Annotated in this window: 17 protein-coding genes; 9 read left to right on the top strand and 8 right to left on the bottom strand. The window is 33.5% G+C overall.

Annotated elements, in window-relative coordinates:
* Nucleotides 1-8: 8 nt before the first annotated feature.
* The 3 genes from LS81_RS02435 to LS81_RS02445 all read right to left on the bottom strand — a co-directional run bounded on the left by LS81_RS02435 (nt 9) and on the right by LS81_RS02445 (nt 4705).
* A complete protein-coding gene (locus tag LS81_RS02435) occupies nt 9-806 on the bottom strand; it encodes an enoyl-ACP reductase (RefSeq protein ID WP_005219380.1) in 798 nt (265 codons plus the stop codon).
* Nucleotides 803-1717, bottom strand: a complete 915-nt coding sequence (gene dapA / locus LS81_RS02440; RefSeq protein WP_034344635.1) for a 4-hydroxy-tetrahydrodipicolinate synthase — start codon at nt 1715-1717, stop codon at nt 803-805. The genes LS81_RS02435 and dapA overlap by 4 nt, the downstream gene beginning before the upstream one ends.
* A gap of 528 nt (nt 1718-2245) precedes the next feature.
* Entirely contained in the window at nt 2246-4705 is a 2460-nt protein-coding gene (locus LS81_RS02445) for a tetratricopeptide repeat protein (RefSeq protein ID WP_237022193.1), read from the bottom strand.
* Between the two features lie 145 nt (nt 4706-4850).
* On the opposite strand from LS81_RS02445, the gene fabG reads away from it, so the two are divergent.
* The 9 genes from fabG to LS81_RS02490 all read left to right on the top strand — a co-directional run bounded on the left by fabG (nt 4851) and on the right by LS81_RS02490 (nt 16367).
* Nucleotides 4851-5594: a 3-oxoacyl-ACP reductase FabG gene (gene fabG, locus LS81_RS02450; RefSeq protein ID WP_034344632.1), complete on the top strand. Its 744-nt coding sequence runs from the start codon at nt 4851-4853 to the stop codon at nt 5592-5594.
* A gap of 144 nt (nt 5595-5738) precedes the next feature.
* The gene (locus LS81_RS02455) at nt 5739-6620 is read left to right on the top strand and encodes a class 1 fructose-bisphosphatase (RefSeq protein WP_199769738.1); all 882 of its coding nucleotides are present in this window, start codon (nt 5739-5741) and stop codon (nt 6618-6620) included.
* Nucleotides 6621-6659: 39 nt separating this feature from the next.
* Nucleotides 6660-8906, top strand: coding sequence for a hypothetical protein (locus LS81_RS02460; RefSeq protein WP_034344626.1), 2247 nt, complete (start codon nt 6660-6662; stop codon nt 8904-8906).
* Nucleotide 8907: 1 nt separating this feature from the next.
* The gene (gene ruvC, locus LS81_RS02465; protein ID WP_034344623.1) at nt 8908-9384 is read left to right on the top strand and encodes a crossover junction endodeoxyribonuclease RuvC; all 477 of its coding nucleotides are present in this window, start codon (nt 8908-8910) and stop codon (nt 9382-9384) included.
* Between the two features lie 184 nt (nt 9385-9568).
* Nucleotides 9569-11536, top strand: a complete 1968-nt coding sequence (locus LS81_RS02470; protein WP_233715853.1) for an acetate--CoA ligase family protein — start codon at nt 9569-9571, stop codon at nt 11534-11536.
* A gap of 247 nt (nt 11537-11783) precedes the next feature.
* Complete coding sequence (rsmI, locus tag LS81_RS02475) at nt 11784-12647, top strand: 16S rRNA (cytidine(1402)-2'-O)-methyltransferase (protein ID WP_034344620.1); 864 nt, start codon at nt 11784-11786, stop codon at nt 12645-12647.
* Between the two features lie 103 nt (nt 12648-12750).
* Nucleotides 12751-13887, top strand: coding sequence for a hypothetical protein (locus tag LS81_RS02480; RefSeq protein ID WP_034344617.1), 1137 nt, complete (start codon nt 12751-12753; stop codon nt 13885-13887).
* Between the two features lie 169 nt (nt 13888-14056).
* Nucleotides 14057-15046, top strand: a complete 990-nt coding sequence (lpxD, locus tag LS81_RS02485) for a UDP-3-O-(3-hydroxymyristoyl)glucosamine N-acyltransferase (RefSeq protein WP_034344615.1) — start codon at nt 14057-14059, stop codon at nt 15044-15046.
* Nucleotides 15047-15488: 442 nt separating this feature from the next.
* Complete coding sequence (locus LS81_RS02490; RefSeq protein WP_034318187.1) at nt 15489-16367, top strand: DMT family transporter; 879 nt, start codon at nt 15489-15491, stop codon at nt 16365-16367.
* A 1-nt stretch (nt 16368) separates the two neighbouring features.
* Here the strand turns inward: LS81_RS02490 and LS81_RS02495 are convergent, their stop codons facing one another.
* The 5 genes from LS81_RS02495 to LS81_RS02515 form a co-directional block, all read right to left on the bottom strand.
* Complete coding sequence (locus tag LS81_RS02495; RefSeq protein WP_034344612.1) at nt 16369-17082, bottom strand: methyltransferase domain-containing protein; 714 nt, start codon at nt 17080-17082, stop codon at nt 16369-16371.
* Nucleotides 17054-17707: a hypothetical protein gene (locus tag LS81_RS02500; protein WP_034344610.1), complete on the bottom strand. Its 654-nt coding sequence runs from the start codon at nt 17705-17707 to the stop codon at nt 17054-17056. The genes LS81_RS02495 and LS81_RS02500 overlap by 29 nt, the downstream gene beginning before the upstream one ends.
* Nucleotides 17708-18034: 327 nt before the next feature.
* Nucleotides 18035-19981, bottom strand: coding sequence for a hypothetical protein (locus LS81_RS02505; RefSeq protein ID WP_034344607.1), 1947 nt, complete (start codon nt 19979-19981; stop codon nt 18035-18037).
* Nucleotides 19982-20547: 566 nt separating this feature from the next.
* Complete coding sequence (locus LS81_RS02510) at nt 20548-20958, bottom strand: NfeD family protein (RefSeq protein ID WP_104696438.1); 411 nt, start codon at nt 20956-20958, stop codon at nt 20548-20550.
* A complete protein-coding gene (locus tag LS81_RS02515) occupies nt 20951-21868 on the bottom strand; it encodes an SPFH domain-containing protein (RefSeq protein WP_034344604.1) in 918 nt (305 codons plus the stop codon). Before LS81_RS02515 ends, LS81_RS02510 begins: the two co-directional genes overlap by 8 nt.
* Nucleotides 21869-22309: the final 441 nt, after the last annotated feature.

Here is a 22309-nt window from a genome sequence, read left to right on the forward strand (position 1 = left end):
CCTTATCTTTATACAAAAGTTGTGCCACCATCAATTACAATAGTCTGTCCTGTCAACCAAGAGCTTTGTGTATTATCGCAAAGGAAGAATGCGGCTCCAGCCAAATCATTTGGCGTTCCCATTCTTTTTAATGGACTTTGTTCCTCAACCTTTGCCTTTACTTCATCGTAATCTGGAAATGCCTTCAATGCATCTGTATCAATTGGTCCACCACTTACCGCATTGACACGAATGTTAAACTCACCCAAGTCTTGTGCAGCGTATTTTACCATTGTTTCCACTGCATTCTTAGAGTTACCATGTCCTGCATAGTTTGGCATGTAGACAAGATTCCCTGTGGAACTAAGAGTTACAATATTCCCACCACCTACCTTTTGCATACGCTTAACCGCCTCTTGTGCACCCACGACGAAGGCCAACACAGTTGCTGTGTAAATATTATTTAATCCCTTAGGTTTTAAACGCATAAATGGTGCAAACCCACCAACTACGCTTCGTCCGTAAATAATAGCATTTGATATAAAGAAGTCCACTCTATCAAAGTCTTTATCAATTTGCTCAAATAGACCAACATACTGCTCTGGCTCCAATACATTAAGCGGATAGTATCGAGCTTTAATCTGATATTTAGACTCTAAATCTTGTGCAATTTTTTGTGCTTCCTCTTCATTCTTATTATATGTAAAAGCCACATTAACACCCTCTCGTGCAAAGCGATAAAGAATAGCTTTGCCAATACCTCGAGTAGCACCACTTATAACTAGAGTTTTGCCTTTCATATATTCACTTGTAAGTTGTTCTTTCATTTTTGCACCTCATAATGTTGTAAAGTTTTCTCAAGCAATGTCATACACGCCTTGCTTGGCTCACACAATGGCAGACGATATTCTAACGTAGGAATAAGCCCTTGTAAAAACATCGCTGCCTTAATAGGAATGGGATTGCTTTCAAAAAACAAAGCCTTATTTATACCATAAAGTTTATTAGAAATAGCTAAACTCTCATCAATTTTTTGCTCCATTGCAAAATGGCAAAGATCAGCAATCTCCTTTGGAAAAATATTTCCAGTTACTGATACGACACCACTACCCCCGCTACATAAAATCCCATGATTTAGCGCATCATCACCACTTAGAACATGAAATCTAGTGCTCAAATTAGTATTAGATTCAATTCCTTCTTTCTGCATATTGACAAGCGAATATACTTTATCAAGCATACCACTTGCTTCCTTAATTGCGTATATGTTTTTTGATGATTGAAAAAGTCTTATGGCGGTTTCTACTTCAATACTACATCCAGTTCGTGAGGGAACATTATAAAGCATGACTGGTATATCTACAGAATCTGCTATTGCTTTGTAATGTCTATAAATACCCTCTTGTGTAGGTTTATTATAATATGGAGCAACTGATAATATAGCGTCCGCACCGCATTTTTCCGCAAATCGTGCCAACTCAATAGCTTCAATCGTATTATTACTCCCTGCACCCGCTAATACTTTTGTATTCGTACCCTTACATGTTTGCACTGCAATTTCTATACATTGTTTATGTTCGCTATGACTCATGGTGGCACTCTCGCCCGTCGTGCCTGCTGGCACACACGCATCCATACCATATTTGATTTGTCGCTTTATAAGATACTCATAAGTCTGTGTGTCTATTTTTCCACACTTAAATGGGGTAATTAACGCACTCATCGCACCTAATGGCATATATTCCTCACTTTTCATAAGCAGATAGCTGTTATAATATCCAAAAAATGTTGAAGTTTATATGTATTATTCATTTTTCTCACACTATTTTATATTGGTTTACACAGATATGAGGCTGATAGCCTAGATTTTATTGGTATTCTCATTGAGATGCAACAATGTATTTCACAGCTATAAAAATAAACTTCTACCCTCATGCAAGATGACACCTTATAGATATAGTAAAAATTTATATCCTATATAATTTATAAAGTAAAGAAAGTCTGGAAATAATCTACATAAATCATTTTTGGTAACAAGCATATATATATATAAAGAGTCTATTAGGCTAAGAGTTTATTAGAACAAAGTGTATCTAGTATCATGTAAAGCATAACAGATAAACTCCTTCAAATTGTCAAAAAGTTAGGGTTTAGAATCTAGGATATGACATCACTATTTACTTATTTGCTAGAGTATAAAAGAGAGTTTGAGGCTAAAATGGTTAATATACACTTATCATTACAAAGCTATGTCAATGCCATAGTTCTATTCAAAACCATTATTATGTAAAGAAAGCGCATTATTGCAAAGTGTGCCCCATGCAGAAGTTGTGCCAAGCGCTACACATGCATCAAGAGCTTTTTTACTATTTTCCATGTATTTTAATGTATAGTTAATTGTAGCAATCTTATAGAATCTTTGCTGCCTATCATCAGTTGTCATTTTAAATTCTTTAATACGATCAAGCTGCTTTAATGCTTCTGTATAATTATTTTCATTTATCAGAGTATTGATATAAATAAAATTCACATAAGGACTATAATCATATTCCTTTATCCTATCCTGTAAAGCCAGTATTGTTTTTGCCTCTGTGCTTGCAGCAAGCGGATCTTTTTTGTGTTCAGCCTCATTTAATAATGTAAAATGAATTTCTAATATTCTCCTATCTGTTGGAAACCATTTATCCATCCTCTTGCTTAAACTTATTGCTTCGTGTCGCGTTGCTTCATCATTGTAAAAAGCATGAAACATTTTGAAACCAATATCATAGTATTGCGGTTTACCCATAGCAAATGCCAAATCCATAACATCGCGTCCTGCTTGAATTGCTTCTTTATTTCGACCAAGCGCAAAAAGCGTATTAGATTCTAAGTAAAGCCAACGCAATTGCTCCTCTCCGTCTTTAATGTGTCTGTGTAATTCTGAAAAAAGTTCATGAGCTTTTTGAAACGCAGTTTGGTTATAAAGACATTCAAAGGCTTGTAAACTCTCATGTATACCCAAATGGACCTTGTTTGCACGACTAAGCACGCCTGCTACACCATTACAATTATTTTCTTGTAAAAAAATCATAGTTTGATTGTCGATGGCAGCTTGAAGTATTTTGGAATCTTTTGGTAAGAGAGACTGCATTTGCAAAATGTCCTCATATTTTTTGTTTTCAAGATAGAGTTTTGCTTTTAGCTCCAATGCTTTTTTTGCAGTTTCTGTATTTGGGTAATTGGCAAGCACATAATCATAGCGTGCAAGTTTTGTTTCATAATCTCCTGTTACTTGGAATAATAAGGAATCATCCCTTGCTTTAACCTTTTCAGCTAACTTATCATTAGGATGATAGTGTAAAAAATCTAGATGTAGCTTATGTGCCCTATCAAAATCTCCAATCTTAGTATAAAATTCAGAAGACTTATTCAAGAGCTTTGCGTGTAAATCGCTATTATATGGGACATTCCCGCTTAAATATTCAGCAATGGGTGCTGCCATGGTATATTGCTCTGCTTCTTCAAGTTCGCTTAAAAGCTCCATCGTAGCATCTTTATCGATAAGAAAGAAAGCTGGAAACACATTATAGACTTTGTGTAACAACTCGTTTGCATACTCTACATCATCATTTCTTAGGCTAAATTTTGCCCATGATACAGCTATTTCTCCTGCAGCTTCAAGATCTTGTGCTTCTTTATAGGCTTCTCTATAAATAAGTGGCGCACGCTTTATATCGCTTGGAGATTTTAATGTATTTGCAATTTGCATTTTTGAAAGTGCTGCATAGCGTGTGCGTGAATATTCCTCAATTGTCCTATTAAGATAGTAGTAAGCTTCTTTCATCTTGTTTTGCGTTAAAAGTGTCTTAGACAAAAGATACATAACCTCTGGTATTTTATCATCACTTGCATATGCTTTTATCCAAGGAGTTGCAACCTCGGCAAGATAAGCTTGCGACTCTTTGCTTTTAGAATGACTTAGAGCAACAATCGTGTAATACATCATATCTTTTACAAACAAACTATTTGGATACGCTTTCAATGCCTTTGCAATTTTTTCAAGAGCTTCTGGATATTTTCTAGCATTCATCAATTCTCGTATTTCTAAAAACGCATCAAGATCTTTACCTGCGATATAATCAAGGGGTTTGCGGTTGATATCAAGTTCACTAATAGTTGGCGTTGCAGTTTTTGGTATAGAAACGGGAAAATTAATAGAATCTCTTTTTTCAAGGTTTTCATCAGGTTTTAAAAATGGTATTTTTGTATAATAGGCTACAATTTGATAGCTTTTGGAATCTGTTTGCCTTGTTACAGGGATTGGATTCTCCGTTTTTAAATCACTAAAGACAGAGAATAACTGCAACTTTACTCCTTTTTCTGGTGTGATCTCTATAATCATAGCTCTTTTTTCATCATCTTGTTTTTTTGCTTCCATAGTGTAGTTGAAGCTTAACATAGGACTTTTTGTTGGATTAAATCCGCTTTGTGGGATACCCACTATTCTGCACAAAATTTTCTCTACATCACCATTAATTTTTAGCTTTGATTCACAGCTGAAAGGATGTTCATTACGTAAATTTAAAACAGCAAATGTTTCTTTATTTTCTTTTCCGTAATTAAGTTTCATATCCAAGCCAAAGAGTGGCACATAGCACGCATAAAAATAGCATAATAATAGAATAATAGAAGATTGAAGTCGCAATAAAAATCCTTTGCCTCTACGCTTTTTATGTGTTTTCATGTGTGCAATTATACGATAAAACATTACATTTTCCTACCATTTTCCTGCATTTTACAAAAGAGTATTTTGTTTTTTTTGCTATGCTATAATCCGTTTTTTTGTAAAAAATTGCAAAATATATTTTGTCATATAAGGAGTAGATACTATGCAATTTAGCGGTAAAAATGTTTTAATCACAGGTGCAAGTAAAGGAATTGGTGCAGAAATCGCACGAACTTTAGCGGGGTTTGGTTTAAAAGTGTGGATTAATTATCGCAGTAAACCAGAGATTGCAAATACGCTAAAAGAAGAAATAGAATCTAAGGGTGGCAAAGCAGCAGTGATTGCTTTTGATGCAACAGATGAAGAGGCATTTATAAAAGCCTTAAATCTTATTAAAGATAGCGATGGAGAGCTTTCTTATCTCGTCAATAATGCTGGTATTACAAACGATAAACTCGCGTTACGCATGAGTGTTGATGATTTTTCAAGTGTTATTGATGCAAATTTGAAATCTTGCTTTATTGGTTGCAGAGAAGCATTAAAGATTATGAGTAGACAAAGACATGGTAGTGTTGTAAATATTGCTTCAATTGTTGGGGAAAAGGGAAATCCTGGGCAAACAAATTACGCGGCTAGTAAAGGCGGTATGATAGCAATGACAAAAAGTTTTGCACTTGAATCAGGTTCTAGAAATGTCAGATTTAATGTTGTTACCCCAGGTTTTATTGAAACAGATATGACTGCAGGATTAAGCGAGGAAGTGCGGAATGAATATGTCAAAAATATTCCGCTTTCACGACTTGGTAAACCAGAAGAAATCGCAAATGCGGTTGCGTTTTTATTAAGCGATTATTCTACATATATAACAGGTGAAGTCCTAAAAGTAAATGGTGGATTATACATGTAAATATAACGAATGTATCCGTTGTTAGTAGAGCTGTTTCAAGCAACAAAGAATGGTAGTAAACCACACACAAACATGGTAGAATACAAAACTTTGTTATTTAATAAAATCACTAAATGCTAGTAAAGGAAGCCAATGAGTTATGCAATTGATGAGATTATAACAGCATTGCAAGTAGGTGCAGTCCAAGTTGCAAATTTATTACAAAAGCGAGATGTCGAATACAGCGATACAGAGAATACAAGCGGCGATAATCAATTGAGGGTTGATATTCTTGCAGATAGACTCTTTGGTGATATCTTAGGAGAGTTAAACATCAAGGGTTTTGCGAGTGAAGAGAGGGAAGAAGCAGTTTGTTTAAAACAAAACCAATACGCCTATGACAATGATGCATTTGATATAAAATCCCACTCACTTTTGGTTGCTTATGATCCACTTGATGGCTCATCACTTATGGATAGCAATCTTACAATTGGTAGTATTTTTGGAATCTATGTCGATGAGTTTCAGGGAAAAAATCTTGTTGCATCTTTATACTTCCTTTATGGTCCGCGTTTAGAAATGGTTGTTGCAAAAGACTCTAAAAGTATGCATTATCTTTATGATTATACAAAGCATACATGGGAATTTATCCAAAGGTTAGAGCTTAAAGAAGAAGGCAAGTTAAACTCACCAGGGGGCACACAAAAGTATTGGTATGCCAAGCACAAGGATCTTATAGAGAGCTTTTTTCTCAAAGGATATAGATTGCGTTATAGTGGCGGTATGGTGGCTGATTTACATCAGATCTTATGTAAAGGTGGTGGTATTTTTAGCTATCCTGCTACAACAGATTCTAAACAAGGAAAGTTACGGAATCTTTTTGAAGTTTTTCCTTTTGCATATATTTTTGAAAGTGCTGGTGGCAAAGCTACAAATGGTAGTGAGAGATTACTCGACATACACACAGATTCTATACATGCAAGCACACCTTGTTTTTTTGGTAGTAACAATGAAATGCAAATTGTACATGAGACATACAAGTCATAATTTATTTTAATCATTTTATAAAGTCTTTCAGAGGAAGTAATGCAGTCACAAAAATCACAAGAAGTACATGATGAGATTCTGTTCATCGGTGATCCATCGCAACAAATACACATTCATAAACATGATGAGCATAAGGATGCATTAGAGGATACACAGATCTTGGAGTGTGTTTTTACTTTTGTGCGTAAAAGCACTTTGCATAGCAAGGCATTGCAAAGTATTCTTGTTCGTTTGCTTTACGAATTAAAACAGCTTCTTAACATCAAAGAAATATTTTACAAAGATAATGAATTAGATAGTTTTTATATCTATGTACAAGCAGATTCAACAAATATACTAGCACTTGCAGATAACCTTAGTCATAAGCTACCCTTGGGACTTGATTTCACATTTAAAGATATTAAACAGCTTGGTATCGATGAATTTAATCATGCAAAGACTAAAGAATGCGTGTTTATACACACAAGTAATAAGGGATTAGATTCTGATACTACAGAATCTCACATCAAAGATCATGTATCTTCATATCCTAATTTTACAAACTCTTTGGTATCAGATTCTAAAATGCCAAATTCTACTTCAATAACCACGCAAATTATTCATACAAACCATTCACAAATCAAACCTTTGGAATCTAAACAATGCCCATCCCTTTTACTACCAAATGTAGATGAGATGCACATACTACTTAAAGGTGATATAGAGCATAGTGTGGATATGATAGGTAATGATACCTTAAGGGTTGTATCCCAAGCACACGAAGTAAGCCATTTAGATTCTAACCTACCTAAACAAACCGATGAATGTGAAATACAAGGTGATAAAAATTTAGATCCTGCACAATCCACTTTAAAAAGTCTAGAATCTACTCAAATACTAGGCAGTCTGGATTCCACAAATAAAACAGTATCAATTACACGCTTTATCAAATTACAATCTCTTAATGTAAAACCCTATGATGCAGACAAGTTGGCAGTGCTCAATGAGGAGCAAATGGGGCATTTCATAAAATACGAGCTGATAGAAGCACTCGCTCAAATTCTCATGAATGATACAACAATTACATTAAAGCGAAATGCTATCACTTTCACGCTCTCACTAAGAAATATAATGCCAAATGAGATACAAGATGAAGCGCCATTTATACTTTTTGGCACATTAGATTCTGCACAGAGTTATTTGCGTATGAGTGAAGCACAAAAAAGCATGTTGGCAAGTTTTGAGAAGCCGTTTGTAAGCACACAGTGCAAAGAAGTATTTGCTAAGGAATTTGGTGCAGATACCATACTAGCTGGACTTTCTTCTGATATTATCGTGCTTTTGCTGCTTTCATATCTACAAAGCAAACATGAAATATCCTATCTATTTTATATGCCACATTCAGATTCTATGCAGGATTTAAAAGTCATGCAATCTCATGACGCCCTGCTATCCTATATAGATGCCTATCCATACACTTATGTAGATAAAAATAAAATACTAGAATCCACGTATAGTGTAGCTGAACACATTTATTTAAGCCATTTGCAAACACATAAGAGTTTGTATGCATTGCTTAGAAGCAATGCAGCTAAGTCTGCTAGATTTATTACTTTCTTATCAACCACACATAGGAGCGAATTTCTCATAGAAAAGCCGCAAAATACAGAATCTAACCTACAACAAATCTTAGATATTTCTTTTTTTACTGATTTGTACAAACATTTAGAAATCTTGCATAGTTATAAAAATGGTGATAAGTTGATTTTTAATTTCACAAAGGCAAATGCAGATATTGTAACAAAATGGAATCTTACGCAAAATGAGTTAGAAAAGCTTGGCATTCACGAGCTTATCAAACCCTCTGCGGTAACTAGAAAACAACATATAGAAACAAATAATTTACTTGACATACTAGAGCTTATTGAGCAGATTCTAAATATAGAATCTAGTGCATTAATTTATGCAAATCGTTGTGTAAGGGATAGAGGACCACGCATTGATTATAAGCTTATTAGACAAGGTGATTCTATCGTGCTTGATTATGCAAGGTTGTTGCGTAGTGTAATGAGTTTTCAACTTGCTGGGGTGGAGAATGAATTAATATGCTATGGTGTTATTGATTCTTTGGCAGAGTTTATAGGCACATTAGCAGGTGATATGATGCTAAATTATGGTATACAAGAGGTTTTTGTATGTGGGGATTTATTGCTTAAACAATGCTTCCTTGACAAGATAATCAAAGCTATCCCAAAGAATATGAATGTTGCATTCGCTGGGGTTGGTGGTACGGATTATTTGGACTAGTATGGTTATTTTAGGGATTGATCCAGGTAGCAGGAATTGTGGTTATGGCATAATTAATGTAGAATCTGGTAAGGCTAGTCTGCTTGATGCTGGCATCATTAAGATTGAGACAAGGGAACTGCAAAGTCAAATTGTGGAGTTTGTTGAAGGTATTGATTTGATCTTAAAGCACTATCAAATAGATGAAGTAGCAATGGAAGATATTTTTTATGCTTATAATCCAAAAAGTGTGATTAAACTTGCACAATTTCGAGGTGCAATTAGTCTGAAGATTTTGCAGGATTTAGGAAACTTTGCAGAATATACACCCTTACAGGTTAAAAAGTCATTAACAGGCAATGGCAAGGCTGACAAAAAGCAAGTTGCCTATATGGTAAAAATCTTATTAAAATTGCAATGTGATATCAAACCACTTGATATTAGCGATGCTTTAGCAGTAGCTCTCACCCATGCACAAGCATTAAGATATGGGAGATAAATGTTTGCTTTGTTGGAATACATTTTCATCGTGTTATTGCAAAGATGTATGCCCATGTAATAGCATAATATAAATTGAGTAAAAAAGAAAATGCGAATCTAAATTGCATAAGAATATTATCTAACCCCACTCCTTTACTTTGAATTTGTACTACAATTAGTCTTATTCTACAAAAGGAGCAGTCATGCCAAATCATGTAATGCAAAACCAAACAATAAGCGAAAGTGAACTTTATGGTTTTTTAGGTAAGTATGGGATTAAAACTCCAGCGTGCAAGAGCGTGGGTTTAAATGAAAAAATTACTTTTGATGCTTTTCCAGCTGTTATTAAAATACAATCACCAAAGGTAGTGCATAAAAGCGATGTAGGCGGCGTGATACTTAATCTTACAAGCAATGAAGAATTAGAAGAAGCTAGAAAAACGATTATTGCAAACTTAAAAAGACATAATATAACACTTGATGATAACGATGGTTTTATTGTTACGCAAATGGTATTTGGTGAAGAGCTCTATATTGGAAGCGTAGAAGATTCTACTTTTGGAAATGTTGTCTTATTTGGTAAGGGTGGAATCTATCTTGAGCTTTATAAAGACGTGTGTTATATTGAATCTAATGCCAGAGAAGATGAGATTAGAAGAGCTTTAGCTACAACAAAGATTGCTAAGCTTTTTGATGGTTTTAGAGGCTTTGATTACAAAATTGAATGGGTGATTAATCTTGTTAAAAGTGTGCAAAAAATGTTGCAAGACAATGAGATAAAAGAGCTTGATATAAATCCTTTGAAACTCACAAAAGATGGTCTAGTTGCAGTAGATGCTAGAATCTTAAAAGGCAAATCTCAATATACTGAAATACAAAGAGAAAAAAAGCGTCCAGATTTTTTAAAAAATGAACGGGTTGTAATCGTTGGTGCAAGCACAGAAAAGGGCAAAACAGGCTATACAATAGCTAAAAATGCACAAAGTTTTAAGGGAGAGTTACTTTATGTCAATGCAAAAGGTGGGGAACTCTTTGGCAGAAAGCTCTATAAAAGTGTAAGCGAAATTAGTGGAAATATCGATACTGCAGTGATTGTGGTTGGAGCAAAATTTGTTATTCCTACAATACATGAACTTATCAAAAAGCAGCTTAAAAATCTCATTATTATTACCGCGGGTTTCAAAGAAAGTGGGCATGATGCAGAAGAAGAAGAGATTGGCAGGCTAGCAACAGAACACAACTTTAATGTTATTGGTCCAAATTGTCTTGGATTCTATGCAAATGAAGAAAGGCTAAATATCACCTTTGGAACGGGTGTGGTGCATGATGGAAAACACGCGTTTGTATCACAAAGTGGTGCGGTTTTAGCAAGTCTTATGGATAGAGCAGCTGAGCTTGGACTTGGTTTTTCACATTTAATTAGTGTAGGAAATGCGGTAGATTTAAGGAGTGCAGAAATTATTCCAATGTTAAATAATGCAAAAAGTTGTGAAAGCATTGCGTTATATTTGGAGGGTGTAGCACGCGGTAAATCTTTGTGTGAGAGTATCAGAAATTGTAATAAACCAATATATCTCTTTAAAGCCGCAAAGTCTGAAGCCGCAAAAAAAGCAGCGTTTTCACATACAGGTAATCTGAGTGGAAACTATGCTATGTTTAATGGGATTATGCAAAGCTTAGGCGTTAAGGTTGTAAATACTCTAGATTCTCTGCTTTTTGCACCATTATTTAAAGATGTGAGAACTATTGCAGTAATCACAAATGCTGGGGGTCCAGGAACCGTTTTGACTGATGCGATAGCAGCACGCAATAAGGAATTATACGAGCTTAGTGAAGCACAGAAAAAAGAGCTAGATTCTGTATTACCACCGATGTGGTCGCATAATAATCCAATTGATGTCATAGGCGATGCCTTGCCAGATAGGTATGAAAATGCTTTAAAAATTGTGGATACATTCTCAAATCTTGATTTAATCTATCTACTTATCACACCACAAGATATGACTGATGCACTTGGCACAGTTAAGATTCTCAAGCAATATGCATTTCAGCACAAGGTAGTGCCTATTTTGCTTGGTGGAGAAAACGTGAAAGATGCTAGAGAATATTGCTTAAAAGAAGGAATATTGTATTTTACAAGTATTGCGCAAGCATGTGAATTTTTAGGGTAGTTTTGCATGTATCATCTGTATGCAACTTTAGGCGATATAGTGTTGTTCCAATAGTTATTTTTATAATCTTAATTGGGATAGTTTTTGTGCTTTATCTTAAAGTGTATTTGTGAAGAAATTACACTAAAAGTTAAAGTAAATCCTAGCAGGACTTTGATGATTGTTGCAAAAATATAGCTAAATCTTGAAGTTTAATGATAATAATTAGAATCTACAAAATGGATATTTGTCTTCAGGAAGGGTTATCATGCTATTTTTTGTGCCAACTCCGATAGGAAATTTATTGGATGTATCTTTGCATACTCTTATGGTTTTCAATAAATGCCAAGTAATTTTATGTGAAGATACGCGTGTAACAAAGAAGTTGCTCACCTTATTGTTACGCAATGATCTCATACAGCAATATTATCCAAATATCAATCCAAAAGAAAAGCAATTTATAAGCTTTCACAGCCACAATCAGGAAGATTTTCTAAAGAATGTAGATAAAGATTTTTTCACACAAGATATTGCCTTTTGCACGGATGCAGGTATGCCAAATATTAGTGACCCAGGAGCTTTGTTGCTTCGTTATATGCGAGAACATGGTATAGATTATGAGGTTGTGCTTGGTGGTGGTGCATTTAGTCATGCTTTTGTGTGTAGTGGTTTAGAAGGTGCATTTTATTTTGGTGGATTTTTGGCACATAAACAACATGATCGACAAAGATATTTAAAATCCTTGCTTGAATATCACAATGAAATGCATATAATCCTCTATGAAAGTCCTAAAAGACTTAGAGAATCTCTTGGCGACATAGCACTTATTATGCCACATTCTACACTTTTTATATATAAAGAACTTACAAAACTATATGAAACAGAAATCATGGGTACAGCACAAGAAATACTCAATAAATTGCCAAGCAGCATTAAAGGGGAATATTGCATAATTATCCAAAAAGATTCTAAAAATCTCTCTTCAGAGACTTCAAATACTCAACAAATTTTGCGATTAAATCAAGATGATATCTTAGCTCTTGATATACAGCCAAAACAAAAGGCAAAATTGTTGGCACAAGTGAGTGAAAAAAGTATAAAGGAGTGGTATGCAATATTAACGCAAGGGTAGACGTTGTAAAAAAGCGGTGAAGTTTTAGCTTTTTATGATAAATTAAGTTGAATTTTTATACAATTTAGAATAGTTTTTTGGTATCTTGTGAAAAAGGAAAAGTATGTTAAAGTTTAAGGGTTTTGAAGGCAGTTTAAAAAGTAAAAGTACTGCTAGTCGCACTTTTTTAAGTGGTGGTGTGAAGTCTTTATTGTGTGCTTTTACACTAAGTGGAGTGTTAGCTTCATCTGCATATGCTGGTAATACGGCTACAGATTTTATGAAGACTTCTATGTCAAAAATGTTTGATTATGTTAATAATTTTGAGTGTGAAGGTGGTGAAAGAAGCGCAATATGTAAGATTGATCGCTATGAAATTGGTAGGACGAGTGGCTTTGTATTGCGTGATTACAGATATACTGTTGATTATAGAGATTCACGTGTGATTGAAAGAATGAGTGCCAAGGTTGAGGCACCTAGAAACCATGATTTGAAGGCTTTTGTGCCAACGTATTTTGAATGCTCAGATTTTACCCAAATTCACAATGAAAAAAGTCAAGTAAATAAGCAGCTTGTTTGCATGGTAAGCAATGATTTATATAAATTAAACATCCGTTTAAGATCAAAAGCAACCTCGTCTCTGTTTGCTAATGTAGATTCAATGTCTTTGCTACAAAAAAGTGCAGCATTTTGGGATAAAATGCTAAAGGAAGTAGTCAAAGCAAGAGATGAGAAGCAATTGACTAAGAACATTAGAGATATATTAAGCGATATTGATGTAAATCTTTATGGTATAGACATTGCTATTACAAAACCTCAATTGCCACAAAAAATTTATGAGCATATTTTTGCTGATATGATTGATTATTCTGATGAAGCTTCAGATTATGCCAATAAAAGATACAACCAACAAGCACATGCAATCTATAACTCTGGTGTAGGTTATATATATGGCAATATAATGGGCTATGTATGGGGTAATGATACAATTGATGATCGCACAAAAGAAAGTCTTAATAAACTTTTTGTAGCATTAAGAGATTCTGCTATGCTTGATTCTAACATTAAGACTATATATATTACAATTACCAATCGCACAAACAAAGGATTTAATCTTAGTCGTGCGTATGATAAAGTTACACGAGATACAGAAAAATTGGATCAATCTGGTAAGGACGTAGCAGGACAAGTGTTGGATCTCTTTAATGGTGATGTGTTTAATCGATATAGAATTGAAGTTGGAGTGGCTCGTTTCAAATAACAGGGCTAACAGCATTTATTAATTTACACTAAGATAATCTCTATACTTTATAACATGAGCATGGTTAAGCATCGCACCATGCTTTCTTTTAATAAACTTTTTTAGATAAGCGTAAAGATACATAAGTGGCTAATCTTGCATAGTAATACAGAATAATTAAAGGAATTTTATGAAATTAAGTGAAGCAATCAATAAGGCTTTTGGTAACAATGCGGTATTAAAAAATTGTATTACCAACGATTTTACGCTGGAAGGGTTAGCACCCCTAGAATCTGCCACACAAAACCAGGTAAGCTATATACAACAGGATAAATACATTCAAGGGTTGCAAGATTCTAAGGCAGGTGCGGTACTAATTAGAGAGACTATACAAGATAAGGTACCAAGCCATATACAACCACTTATAGTTGATAATCCGCATCTCGCATTTGCTTTACTATCACAATTATTTGCAAAGGGTGATTTTATTGCAAGACCGCATGTAGATTCCAAAATTGATACGAGTGCCTCAATCGCAACCAATGTTGTCTTAGGAAATAATGTCAATATCGGTGCTAATACAGTAATTATGCCTGGTGTTGTGATTGCCGATAATGTAAGTATTGGATCAAATTGCAAAATTTATCCAAATGTTGTGATCTATCGTGAAAGTGTAATAGGTGATAGGGTGCTTATCCATGCTAACAGTGTTATTGGAAGTGATGGTTTTGGATATGCACAGAACGCACTCGGAGAACACGTAAAAATTGAGCATAATGGACGAACAATTATTGAAGATGATGTAGAGATCGGTGCGAATAATGTAATAGATAGAGCTGTTTTTGGCGAAACTCGTGTTAAAAAAGGAAGTAAGGTTGGACATAGTTGTGTTATAGCACACAATTCTGTTGTAGGAGAGCATTCTTTACTTGTTGCACAAGTTGGTTTGGCAGGCTCCACTACAACAGGACGCAATGTTGTTTTGGGCGGGCAAGTTGGCACAGCTGGACATGTGCATATTGGAGACTTCGTGCAAGTTGCAGGTAGAGGAGCAGTATCTAAGAATCTGCCACCAAAGAGCAAATGGGGTGGTCATCCTATTATGCAGCTTGATGACTGGATGAAATTTTATGTAAATTTGAGACGTATGTTGAAAGAAAAGAATGTATCTGAAAAATAATTTAAGATTCCACTATTTTACATTTTGCTCAACGTGATTAAAACTGGTGATGAACTTCTTCTTTGGTGTTTTGGTGTAATTCTTATGCTCTAGATGTTTGAAGTAAGAACTTTAAGCATTTTTACCCAAGTTAAATGTATAAAAACTAGTTGGTTGAAAGTTTTTGGATAGATTTAAGCTAGTTAGGTATATTATATTAATCTGTATGTAGTATAAGAATAGCGTAGTGCCTTTCTTACATATGCTTTCTCATGGATACTTTTATATGTATTATAATAGTGTTATTAAAGTTAAATGAATAATTACATTCTTTATTTTATACGATTTTCTATCATTGCAAAAAGACAACTTAGAAACTTTTATATTCTAAGCATGGTTTAAGTTTCATTGCATTACTATTCGCTACAAAATTAAGATTTTTATAATTCTTGGAGCTAATTGCATGAAACTTCTTATGATACTTGCCATGATGGGCTGGGGACTTGTGTGGCCATTATCAAAGATTATGAGTGAGACACTAAACCCAGAGCAGGCTTCATGTATTCGCTTTATTATTGTAAGCCTTAGTTTTTTACCAATCATGTATATCTATAAAATTCCATTTAAGATTCCTAAAAATGCCTTACTACCCGTATTACTCACGGGTTTATTTAATACAGCTTATAGCTACCTTATGTATATTGGATTGTTACATGGTGATGCTGGTAGTGCTGGTGTTATAGCAGAAGTTTTGCCAATCATTATTGCAGCCTTTTTGTATAGTTTTATCAAAAAAACAACATTATTAAAAAGAGAGAAATGGGCATTATTTTTTGGAATCTTGGCGGGTATTTTCCTTATTGATTTATTTGAAAACTGGCGTATGATACTTATGCCTTTTAACATCATTTTTCTACTTGCTGCATTGGTTTGGGCTATGCTTATTATTAGCTCTCGTTACGCAACTGAACATATTTCTGCTATATCATTAAGCTTTTATTCTAGTCTTTGTACAGCGATTTTGCTACTACCTAGCTTTTTATATTATGGCGTTGCACCTTTAAAGGAGGTTGGTGTGAGTTTTTGGATTCTAGCCCTTGTTACTGCACTTTTTTGCACAACTTTTTCAACAACGACTTATTATCGTGGGTTGTATGTACTAGGTGTAACACAAGGTGGAATCTATGCTTTGCTTGTGCCACCTTCAGCACTCTTATTTGCCTGGCTTATTCTAGGTGAATTACCCCAATGGCATACTATTATAGGCGGACTAATTTCTATTTTCACTATCTATCTTATGAATTATTATAATTCAAAGCATTTTAGAATCTTCAAACGATAAACTAATATTTTTTTGCAAGAAAACAAATAATATGGTATGTAAGAGTGTTATTGTGAGATTCTGTATATTGTGTAAGCCATGATTTTTTGATATAACATGTTTGCAAGGCATTTACTCCACCTTTTTTAATATGACGAAAAACTTCAAGCGGATTCTCAAACTGTAATGTAATACGTTCTTCATGCCATACTTTGCACTCAAAGCTATCTGCCAAATATTCCTTCATAACATGAGATTGCATATATGGCAGCCCAATACCCGTAACTTCTCTTATTTCCTTAAAATTATCCACACCAAAAGTCCCAATAAGAAGCCATCCATGTGCGTGCAACATATGCTTTAGATTCTCTAGAGTTTCAACAAATGGTAACCACTGCAAACATGCATTTGAAGCAATAAGATGAAATCGCTGTGAGAATACAGGTGTATCTTTCACACTACGCATATCAAAACAAAGATGCTGTGTATTCTGTGGAAGCCTGATATCTTTATATTTATTTATATCATTGCAAATATATTGTTTATAATCTAAGTGTCTAGTAAGCATATAAGTAAGCTCACATTGCCCACATCCAAATTCAAAGATATCTGGAAAGTCTTTTTTATGCGTATCCAAAAGCATTCTTAGTAAATATTCGCGCATATAAGCCTGAATTGGTGTATTGTCTTTGTAACTTTGTTGTGCTTTAAGAAAACTTTCTAGTCGATATTGCATAGTCCTTCCTATGTGTCAAAAAAAGATAGAAGATGTTGTATAGATAGCTTATATGCTCTAGCACTATCTTCCAATATCTTACAATAAGTTTGGAAAAAAGAAGTGTGTTATTGTTAGTCACACAGATTCTAATTAATGCGAGTAATGCGTGTTGCGTAATTACATAAAAGTTGTGTTGGAATTCATCTTTTAAATGTAAAATAAATATAGAATAAACATCTTTAGCTCCGCTTAGATTCACTCCAATAATAGTTTTTCTACAATCAGCTATATTAAGTTTTTTATTGTATAACAAAATATGATAGGGGTTAACATTATCAAATTTATCAATACGTATTTCCACCTTGCTAGGAATAATTTTAAAATAAAATGGTGTGTGCCACACATTAGAAAATCTTGCAATCATGTTAGCTTTTATAACACATGCCATGAGATTGAATGAAATGTATTGCTCCAGCTCTACATCCATGCTCAATAAAAAATCATTGCAATCATAAGACACAAACGTATTGACATAAGAATCTAACAAATATATACGATGTAGATAATGGCTTACAAAGCTTGTAAAAAAATATATAGAAGCCTTTTGTTTTAGGTCTTTATGCTGTAGGCAACGTTTGTACATATTTTCCCTTAGTATGCTATGTAGTGCAAGTAAAATAGCGGGTATTATACTGCATTATTGTATGATATTTGCAATTAAGGTGATATGTATCATGGCATTGAGCCGTGAGTATATGGGTATTTAATAATGAAGTTTATTAAGATATATAAGCTATAAGCTTTTCCATCCGTAAACGTAAATTGGTAATCTTTGTATAACATCTTTTATGTAAACTATATGCCTTATCAAAGTCTCATAGTTCTAATGCAGATCTATAGCCTAGTTTTTTCATCCACATTTATACATTATGTCCTTTTTCCTCATAAATCTTATTCTATGCTACTACTTTTATTCATCATTCACCATAATCGGAATATATGTGCGAGTGTAATAACGCTGCATCCATGCAGACATATCTTTGTTTGGCCATCCCTGTTTATCTTTATTGAGATATTGAGTTGATAATTGCATGGTTTCAATATCTTTTGATGTTAATATGATTTCTTTCAAGCCTTTTTCTTCTGCATGTTGGAATAATGAAATAAGTGTATCTTGTGTGTTGAGATTATAATATTTTACAAAATTACGTTCAAAAATATTCACATTCTGTAACATTGTACAAAATATAAAACCAACAAGTAAAAAATTGCTACACCATGCTTTTACAACATGTGTGCAAGCGGCAAACTCTAGTAATGCTAAGATCAACACAAGAGCAATCAACATAACCTCAAACCATATTCCTGGAACTTTAATACATGCAAATCCCACAGTTCCTAGTAGCCCTACAAATAATACAATAATTTTAAAATACAAGACCTCTGTTATTTCTCTCTTTTTTATCCAATGCACCACAAGGTAAATAAAGTATATAAAACCAATAACAATAATACACATATTAAACATATTAACTTCCCTGAAAACATATATCATATTTTCAAAGAGCGTTGTTTTTTCTACAACATTTAGTTGAGTCTGTCCTCTACCAGATATCATTGTTAAGATAAATGCAAGTGGCACAAGAATTAAAAACAATCCCATGTGATAATAAATGAAATAAGGGATTGCAAAACTACTGCGTCTCCAGTACATATACAGCAACATCAATAGTGTCAGACCAAATATAGGTAATGTCGAAGTTTCTATTTGAAAACTTGCCATGTAAACAAAGAAAAACAATAATCCGCTCTGCAAGTAAATATTATTACCTAGAAGCACAGTCTTTTTGTATATAAAAAAATATAAAATAGGCAAGAATATAAGTAAAGCTATGCCAGCACTACCAATATATGCTGCAGTTGTTATATAATCAAATCTACCATCAATAATAAGTAAAAAACTAAGAGAAACAAGCATAAAAATTAATCTAAATTGCTTTTTAGCATTGAGCAACCAAACAAATAATGAAGAACTAATAAAAAACATAAAGTAAAAAATAACCGTAAAAAATGACGCAAAAATATTAAATGCACGAATGGGACTCATGCCTAAAACAACAAACATCTCCCCAAGCGGTCGCATACTAAGAGACATAAAAAGATCCGCAAAATGTCTACCCCTTTGCCAACCAATTGTTATATCATAAAGCATATAAAAGCTATCATATACTGAACTCATAAGCCAGTTATCTCCATCCAGCGATATCATATTATATTGGGTGATAAGAAAAAGCCCCAATAACAAAATATAGAAAACAAAAAGATATGAATAGAGAGGTGGAGAAATGATTTGTATACCCATCCTTGCATCACATGTAGCTCCACTCACACAATTCTGTATCTTACTTACACAAGTTGGTATACTCACTCCAGCAAGAAGTATAACTATATAACTAGTAAACAACCAATATAACACACTGTCATTTAAAGAGCGTATAATCGGAATTGCTTCTATGTTGTTTTCTGTAATCTTTTGTGTACTCACTAAATTTCCAAATTTATCACCATGGTTTATCATATATGCATACTCTATATCTTTGCCTAGAACACTAAAATTTGGATATATATTGTAAATAAAATTTTTTCTGAAAATTTTACTATCTGGTGATAACGTAAAGCTATATACATATTTATCAATTTGATCATCAAGAAAAATATCTTCGTCTGTATAATAATCATCAATTTTCTTTGTATCTTTATGTTCTCTATTGTAAAGACTTATAGTCTCATGTTTGTTGATGTTTATCCTTATTAGATGTGCAGTTGTGTCACCCTGTGCTAAATATAGCACAACATATAATATTGATAATAAAATACATATAGATACAGCAAAGAGCATATTCCTCTTAATATTCATCACCAAGCCTTTTTAACTTAAAATAACTTTTCATTGTATCGAATTTGTGTTAATTAATGTGGTCATCCGAGCACAATAAGTGAGCAAGATTGATTGGGCGATAACGACAAAGCAACACAGAATTACGCATTCTACGTTTCTTGTTTCCTCTAGTTGATAATATTTTATCACCACAATCACAAGTAAATTATCTAAAAAGACGCGTAACACACACTTTTAAATCCTTTTTATCCTTAAAATAATTCTCAGTCATTCTATTGCTTTCATCAATAACGAGTGAAACATCTAAAATTATCATAAAATAAATAGTGTTTTTCGTGTATTTGGTACTTTTTTAAATCAAAATTCATTTTAAATACCGATAAAATCACCATCAATCGTACCTAAAGCTTGTTTATAACGCATTCTTCTCTATATTCAAAGCATACTATCCTATTAAATTTGTAGCCAAGATAACACACAACTTTGCGTTTGTTTATATTAATTTGATTAATAATACTCACTTACAAAGTTTATAGTTTTCTAAAGATTTTCCTTGCTAATAAAGTATAGACTGATCTCTATAGTTACTCTTGATACTCATCTCTTGCAATTTGAATCTGATTATCTTTTACTCCTTTTACAAAGACCTTATCTCCATCTTTTAAGCCCTCGATCTGATTGCTTTGCCAAAGTGCACCTTTATAATAAATTAATCCATTTTGAATTACACCCTCGCCGCATTCATCTAAGAAATTATCATTCAAATCTTCTGTCTTCTTACCTCGTTTAAATTTTCTTTTAAAAACAAATAAAGAAACAACAGAAATAAAAACAATGAGTAAAACTTGCCATACCAAATTGAATGGGATAAAAAGACTTAAAAGTCCAACAACTAAAAAAGCTAAAGCAAAAAATATTATATAAAAACTACCAAGCAAAAGTTCAGTAATCGCAAGTATAAAAGCTATAGCCAAAAGTAAATATGCATTAAGCATCCTTTCTGCCCATAGAATCTTTAAGTATGCTGATAGCACCAATTAAGTCAGCACTTTCATATGGCACTAAAATTTTATCTTTTGATGCACTTTTTGCAAATTCATTAAACGCTTCAACTCTATCTTTTGCGAGTAAAAATTCTGCGGCTAATGGGCTTTCTTGCATAGCCTTATTGATATTTTCCATAGCCTCTTTTTGTCCTTGTGCGATAGCGATTTGCTCATAACGCTTTGCATCTGCCATTCTCTCAATAGCTTCAGCGATTAAAACCTGCTCTTGTTTTTGTGCCTCTGCATTACGTATCATAGCCACCTTTTTAGCTTCCGCATTAAGCTCAATCGCTCTTTTTTCGCGCTCAGCTTTCATTTGTAAATTCATTGCTTCTTCTATACCTAAAGGAACAGAAATTTCTGAAATTTCAACACGCATGATTTTTACACCCCAGTTATCTGCGGCACCACCCAATGCAATTTGCAAAGCTCCATTAAGCCTGTCGCGACTACTTAGAGTATCATCAAGATTCATCCCACCAATCTCTCCACGCAAAGTTGTCATTGCAAGATTTGAAATGGCTTTTTTATAATCTTCTACATTGTAAAGTGCCATTTTTCCATTTGTTACCTTGAGATACACGATACCATCAACTGAAATATTGACATTATCCTTTGTGATAACTTGCTGTCTTTCTATATTGATAAGTTGCTCACGGATCGTAATGACTGCACGTGGAATATCTAAAAATGGGATAATTACATGAAAGCCACCACCAATCTCTTTGTTAAATTTACCTAAACGCTCAATAATCATAATATCACTTTGTGAAACTATCTTTATACTTAGCTTTAAAAAAACTCCAACTAATATTAGCAAAATAACTATCCAAAGATAAGACAAACTGATCCCAAGCATAAACCCTCCTTAAGGCAAAATGATAAGACAACTATTGTATTAAAAAATAACTAAGATTTTGTTTTAAATCATCTAATAACAATATTGTTCAGCATGGCTAGGCTTAAAACAATCTTACTTTAGTATTTTAATAGAGTTTTATTATCTTTATTCTTTTTTTGGTAATTTTTTGTGGCTTTTGATATTGAGAGTTTAAGGTAGTCTCATTGTTTAAGGAAGCTATTGATGTAAATGCTCCCACGTCGAGATAATAAAGAGGTATGATATAACCAAACTTAGCAGAATTAAAATTTAACCCAGCCATTTTACTTTGTCAAGCTTTTTTCACCCATACCTAAACACTTTGAATGTTTTTAAATGCAAAAAAGCTTAAACAAAATATGTTCTTCATTTAAATTCAATACCTCATCATTTATTCTATCATTGTTCTTTGATGGCATA

It is taken from the genome of Helicobacter trogontum (assembly GCF_000765905.2).
Classification (GTDB): domain Bacteria; phylum Campylobacterota; class Campylobacteria; order Campylobacterales; family Helicobacteraceae; genus Helicobacter_A; species Helicobacter_A trogontum.

What these genes read in the sequence shown, in the direction of transcription:
- LS81_RS02480 (WP_034344617.1), top strand. Translation starts at nt 12,751, where the DNA reads ATGTTAAAGTTTAAGGGTTTTGAAGGCAGTTTAAAAAGTAAAAGTACT.
- LS81_RS02495 (WP_034344612.1), bottom strand. Translation starts at nt 17,082, where the DNA reads ATGCAATATCGACTAGAAAGTTTTCTTAAAGCACAACAAAGTTACAAA.
- lpxD (WP_034344615.1), top strand. Translation starts at nt 14,057, where the DNA reads ATGAAATTAAGTGAAGCAATCAATAAGGCTTTTGGTAACAATGCGGTA.
- ruvC (WP_034344623.1), top strand. Translation starts at nt 8,908, where the DNA reads ATGGTTATTTTAGGGATTGATCCAGGTAGCAGGAATTGTGGTTATGGC.
- LS81_RS02435 (WP_005219380.1), bottom strand. Translation starts at nt 806, where the DNA reads ATGAAAGAACAACTTACAAGTGAATATATGAAAGGCAAAACTCTAGTT.
- LS81_RS02460 (WP_034344626.1), top strand. Translation starts at nt 6,660, where the DNA reads ATGCAGTCACAAAAATCACAAGAAGTACATGATGAGATTCTGTTCATC.
- LS81_RS02500 (WP_034344610.1), bottom strand. Translation starts at nt 17,707, where the DNA reads ATGTACAAACGTTGCCTACAGCATAAAGACCTAAAACAAAAGGCTTCT.
- rsmI (WP_034344620.1), top strand. Translation starts at nt 11,784, where the DNA reads ATGCTATTTTTTGTGCCAACTCCGATAGGAAATTTATTGGATGTATCT.
- LS81_RS02445 (WP_237022193.1), bottom strand. Translation starts at nt 4,705, where the DNA reads ATGAAAACACATAAAAAGCGTAGAGGCAAAGGATTTTTATTGCGACTT.
- LS81_RS02490 (WP_034318187.1), top strand. Translation starts at nt 15,489, where the DNA reads ATGAAACTTCTTATGATACTTGCCATGATGGGCTGGGGACTTGTGTGG.
- LS81_RS02515 (WP_034344604.1), bottom strand. Translation starts at nt 21,868, where the DNA reads ATGCTTGGGATCAGTTTGTCTTATCTTTGGATAGTTATTTTGCTAATA.
- dapA (WP_034344635.1), bottom strand. Translation starts at nt 1,717, where the DNA reads ATGCCATTAGGTGCGATGAGTGCGTTAATTACCCCATTTAAGTGTGGA.
- LS81_RS02470 (WP_233715853.1), top strand. Translation starts at nt 9,569, where the DNA reads ATGCCAAATCATGTAATGCAAAACCAAACAATAAGCGAAAGTGAACTT.
- LS81_RS02510 (WP_104696438.1), bottom strand. Translation starts at nt 20,958, where the DNA reads ATGCTTAATGCATATTTACTTTTGGCTATAGCTTTTATACTTGCGATT.
- fabG (WP_034344632.1), top strand. Translation starts at nt 4,851, where the DNA reads ATGCAATTTAGCGGTAAAAATGTTTTAATCACAGGTGCAAGTAAAGGA.
- LS81_RS02505 (WP_034344607.1), bottom strand. Translation starts at nt 19,981, where the DNA reads ATGAATATTAAGAGGAATATGCTCTTTGCTGTATCTATATGTATTTTA.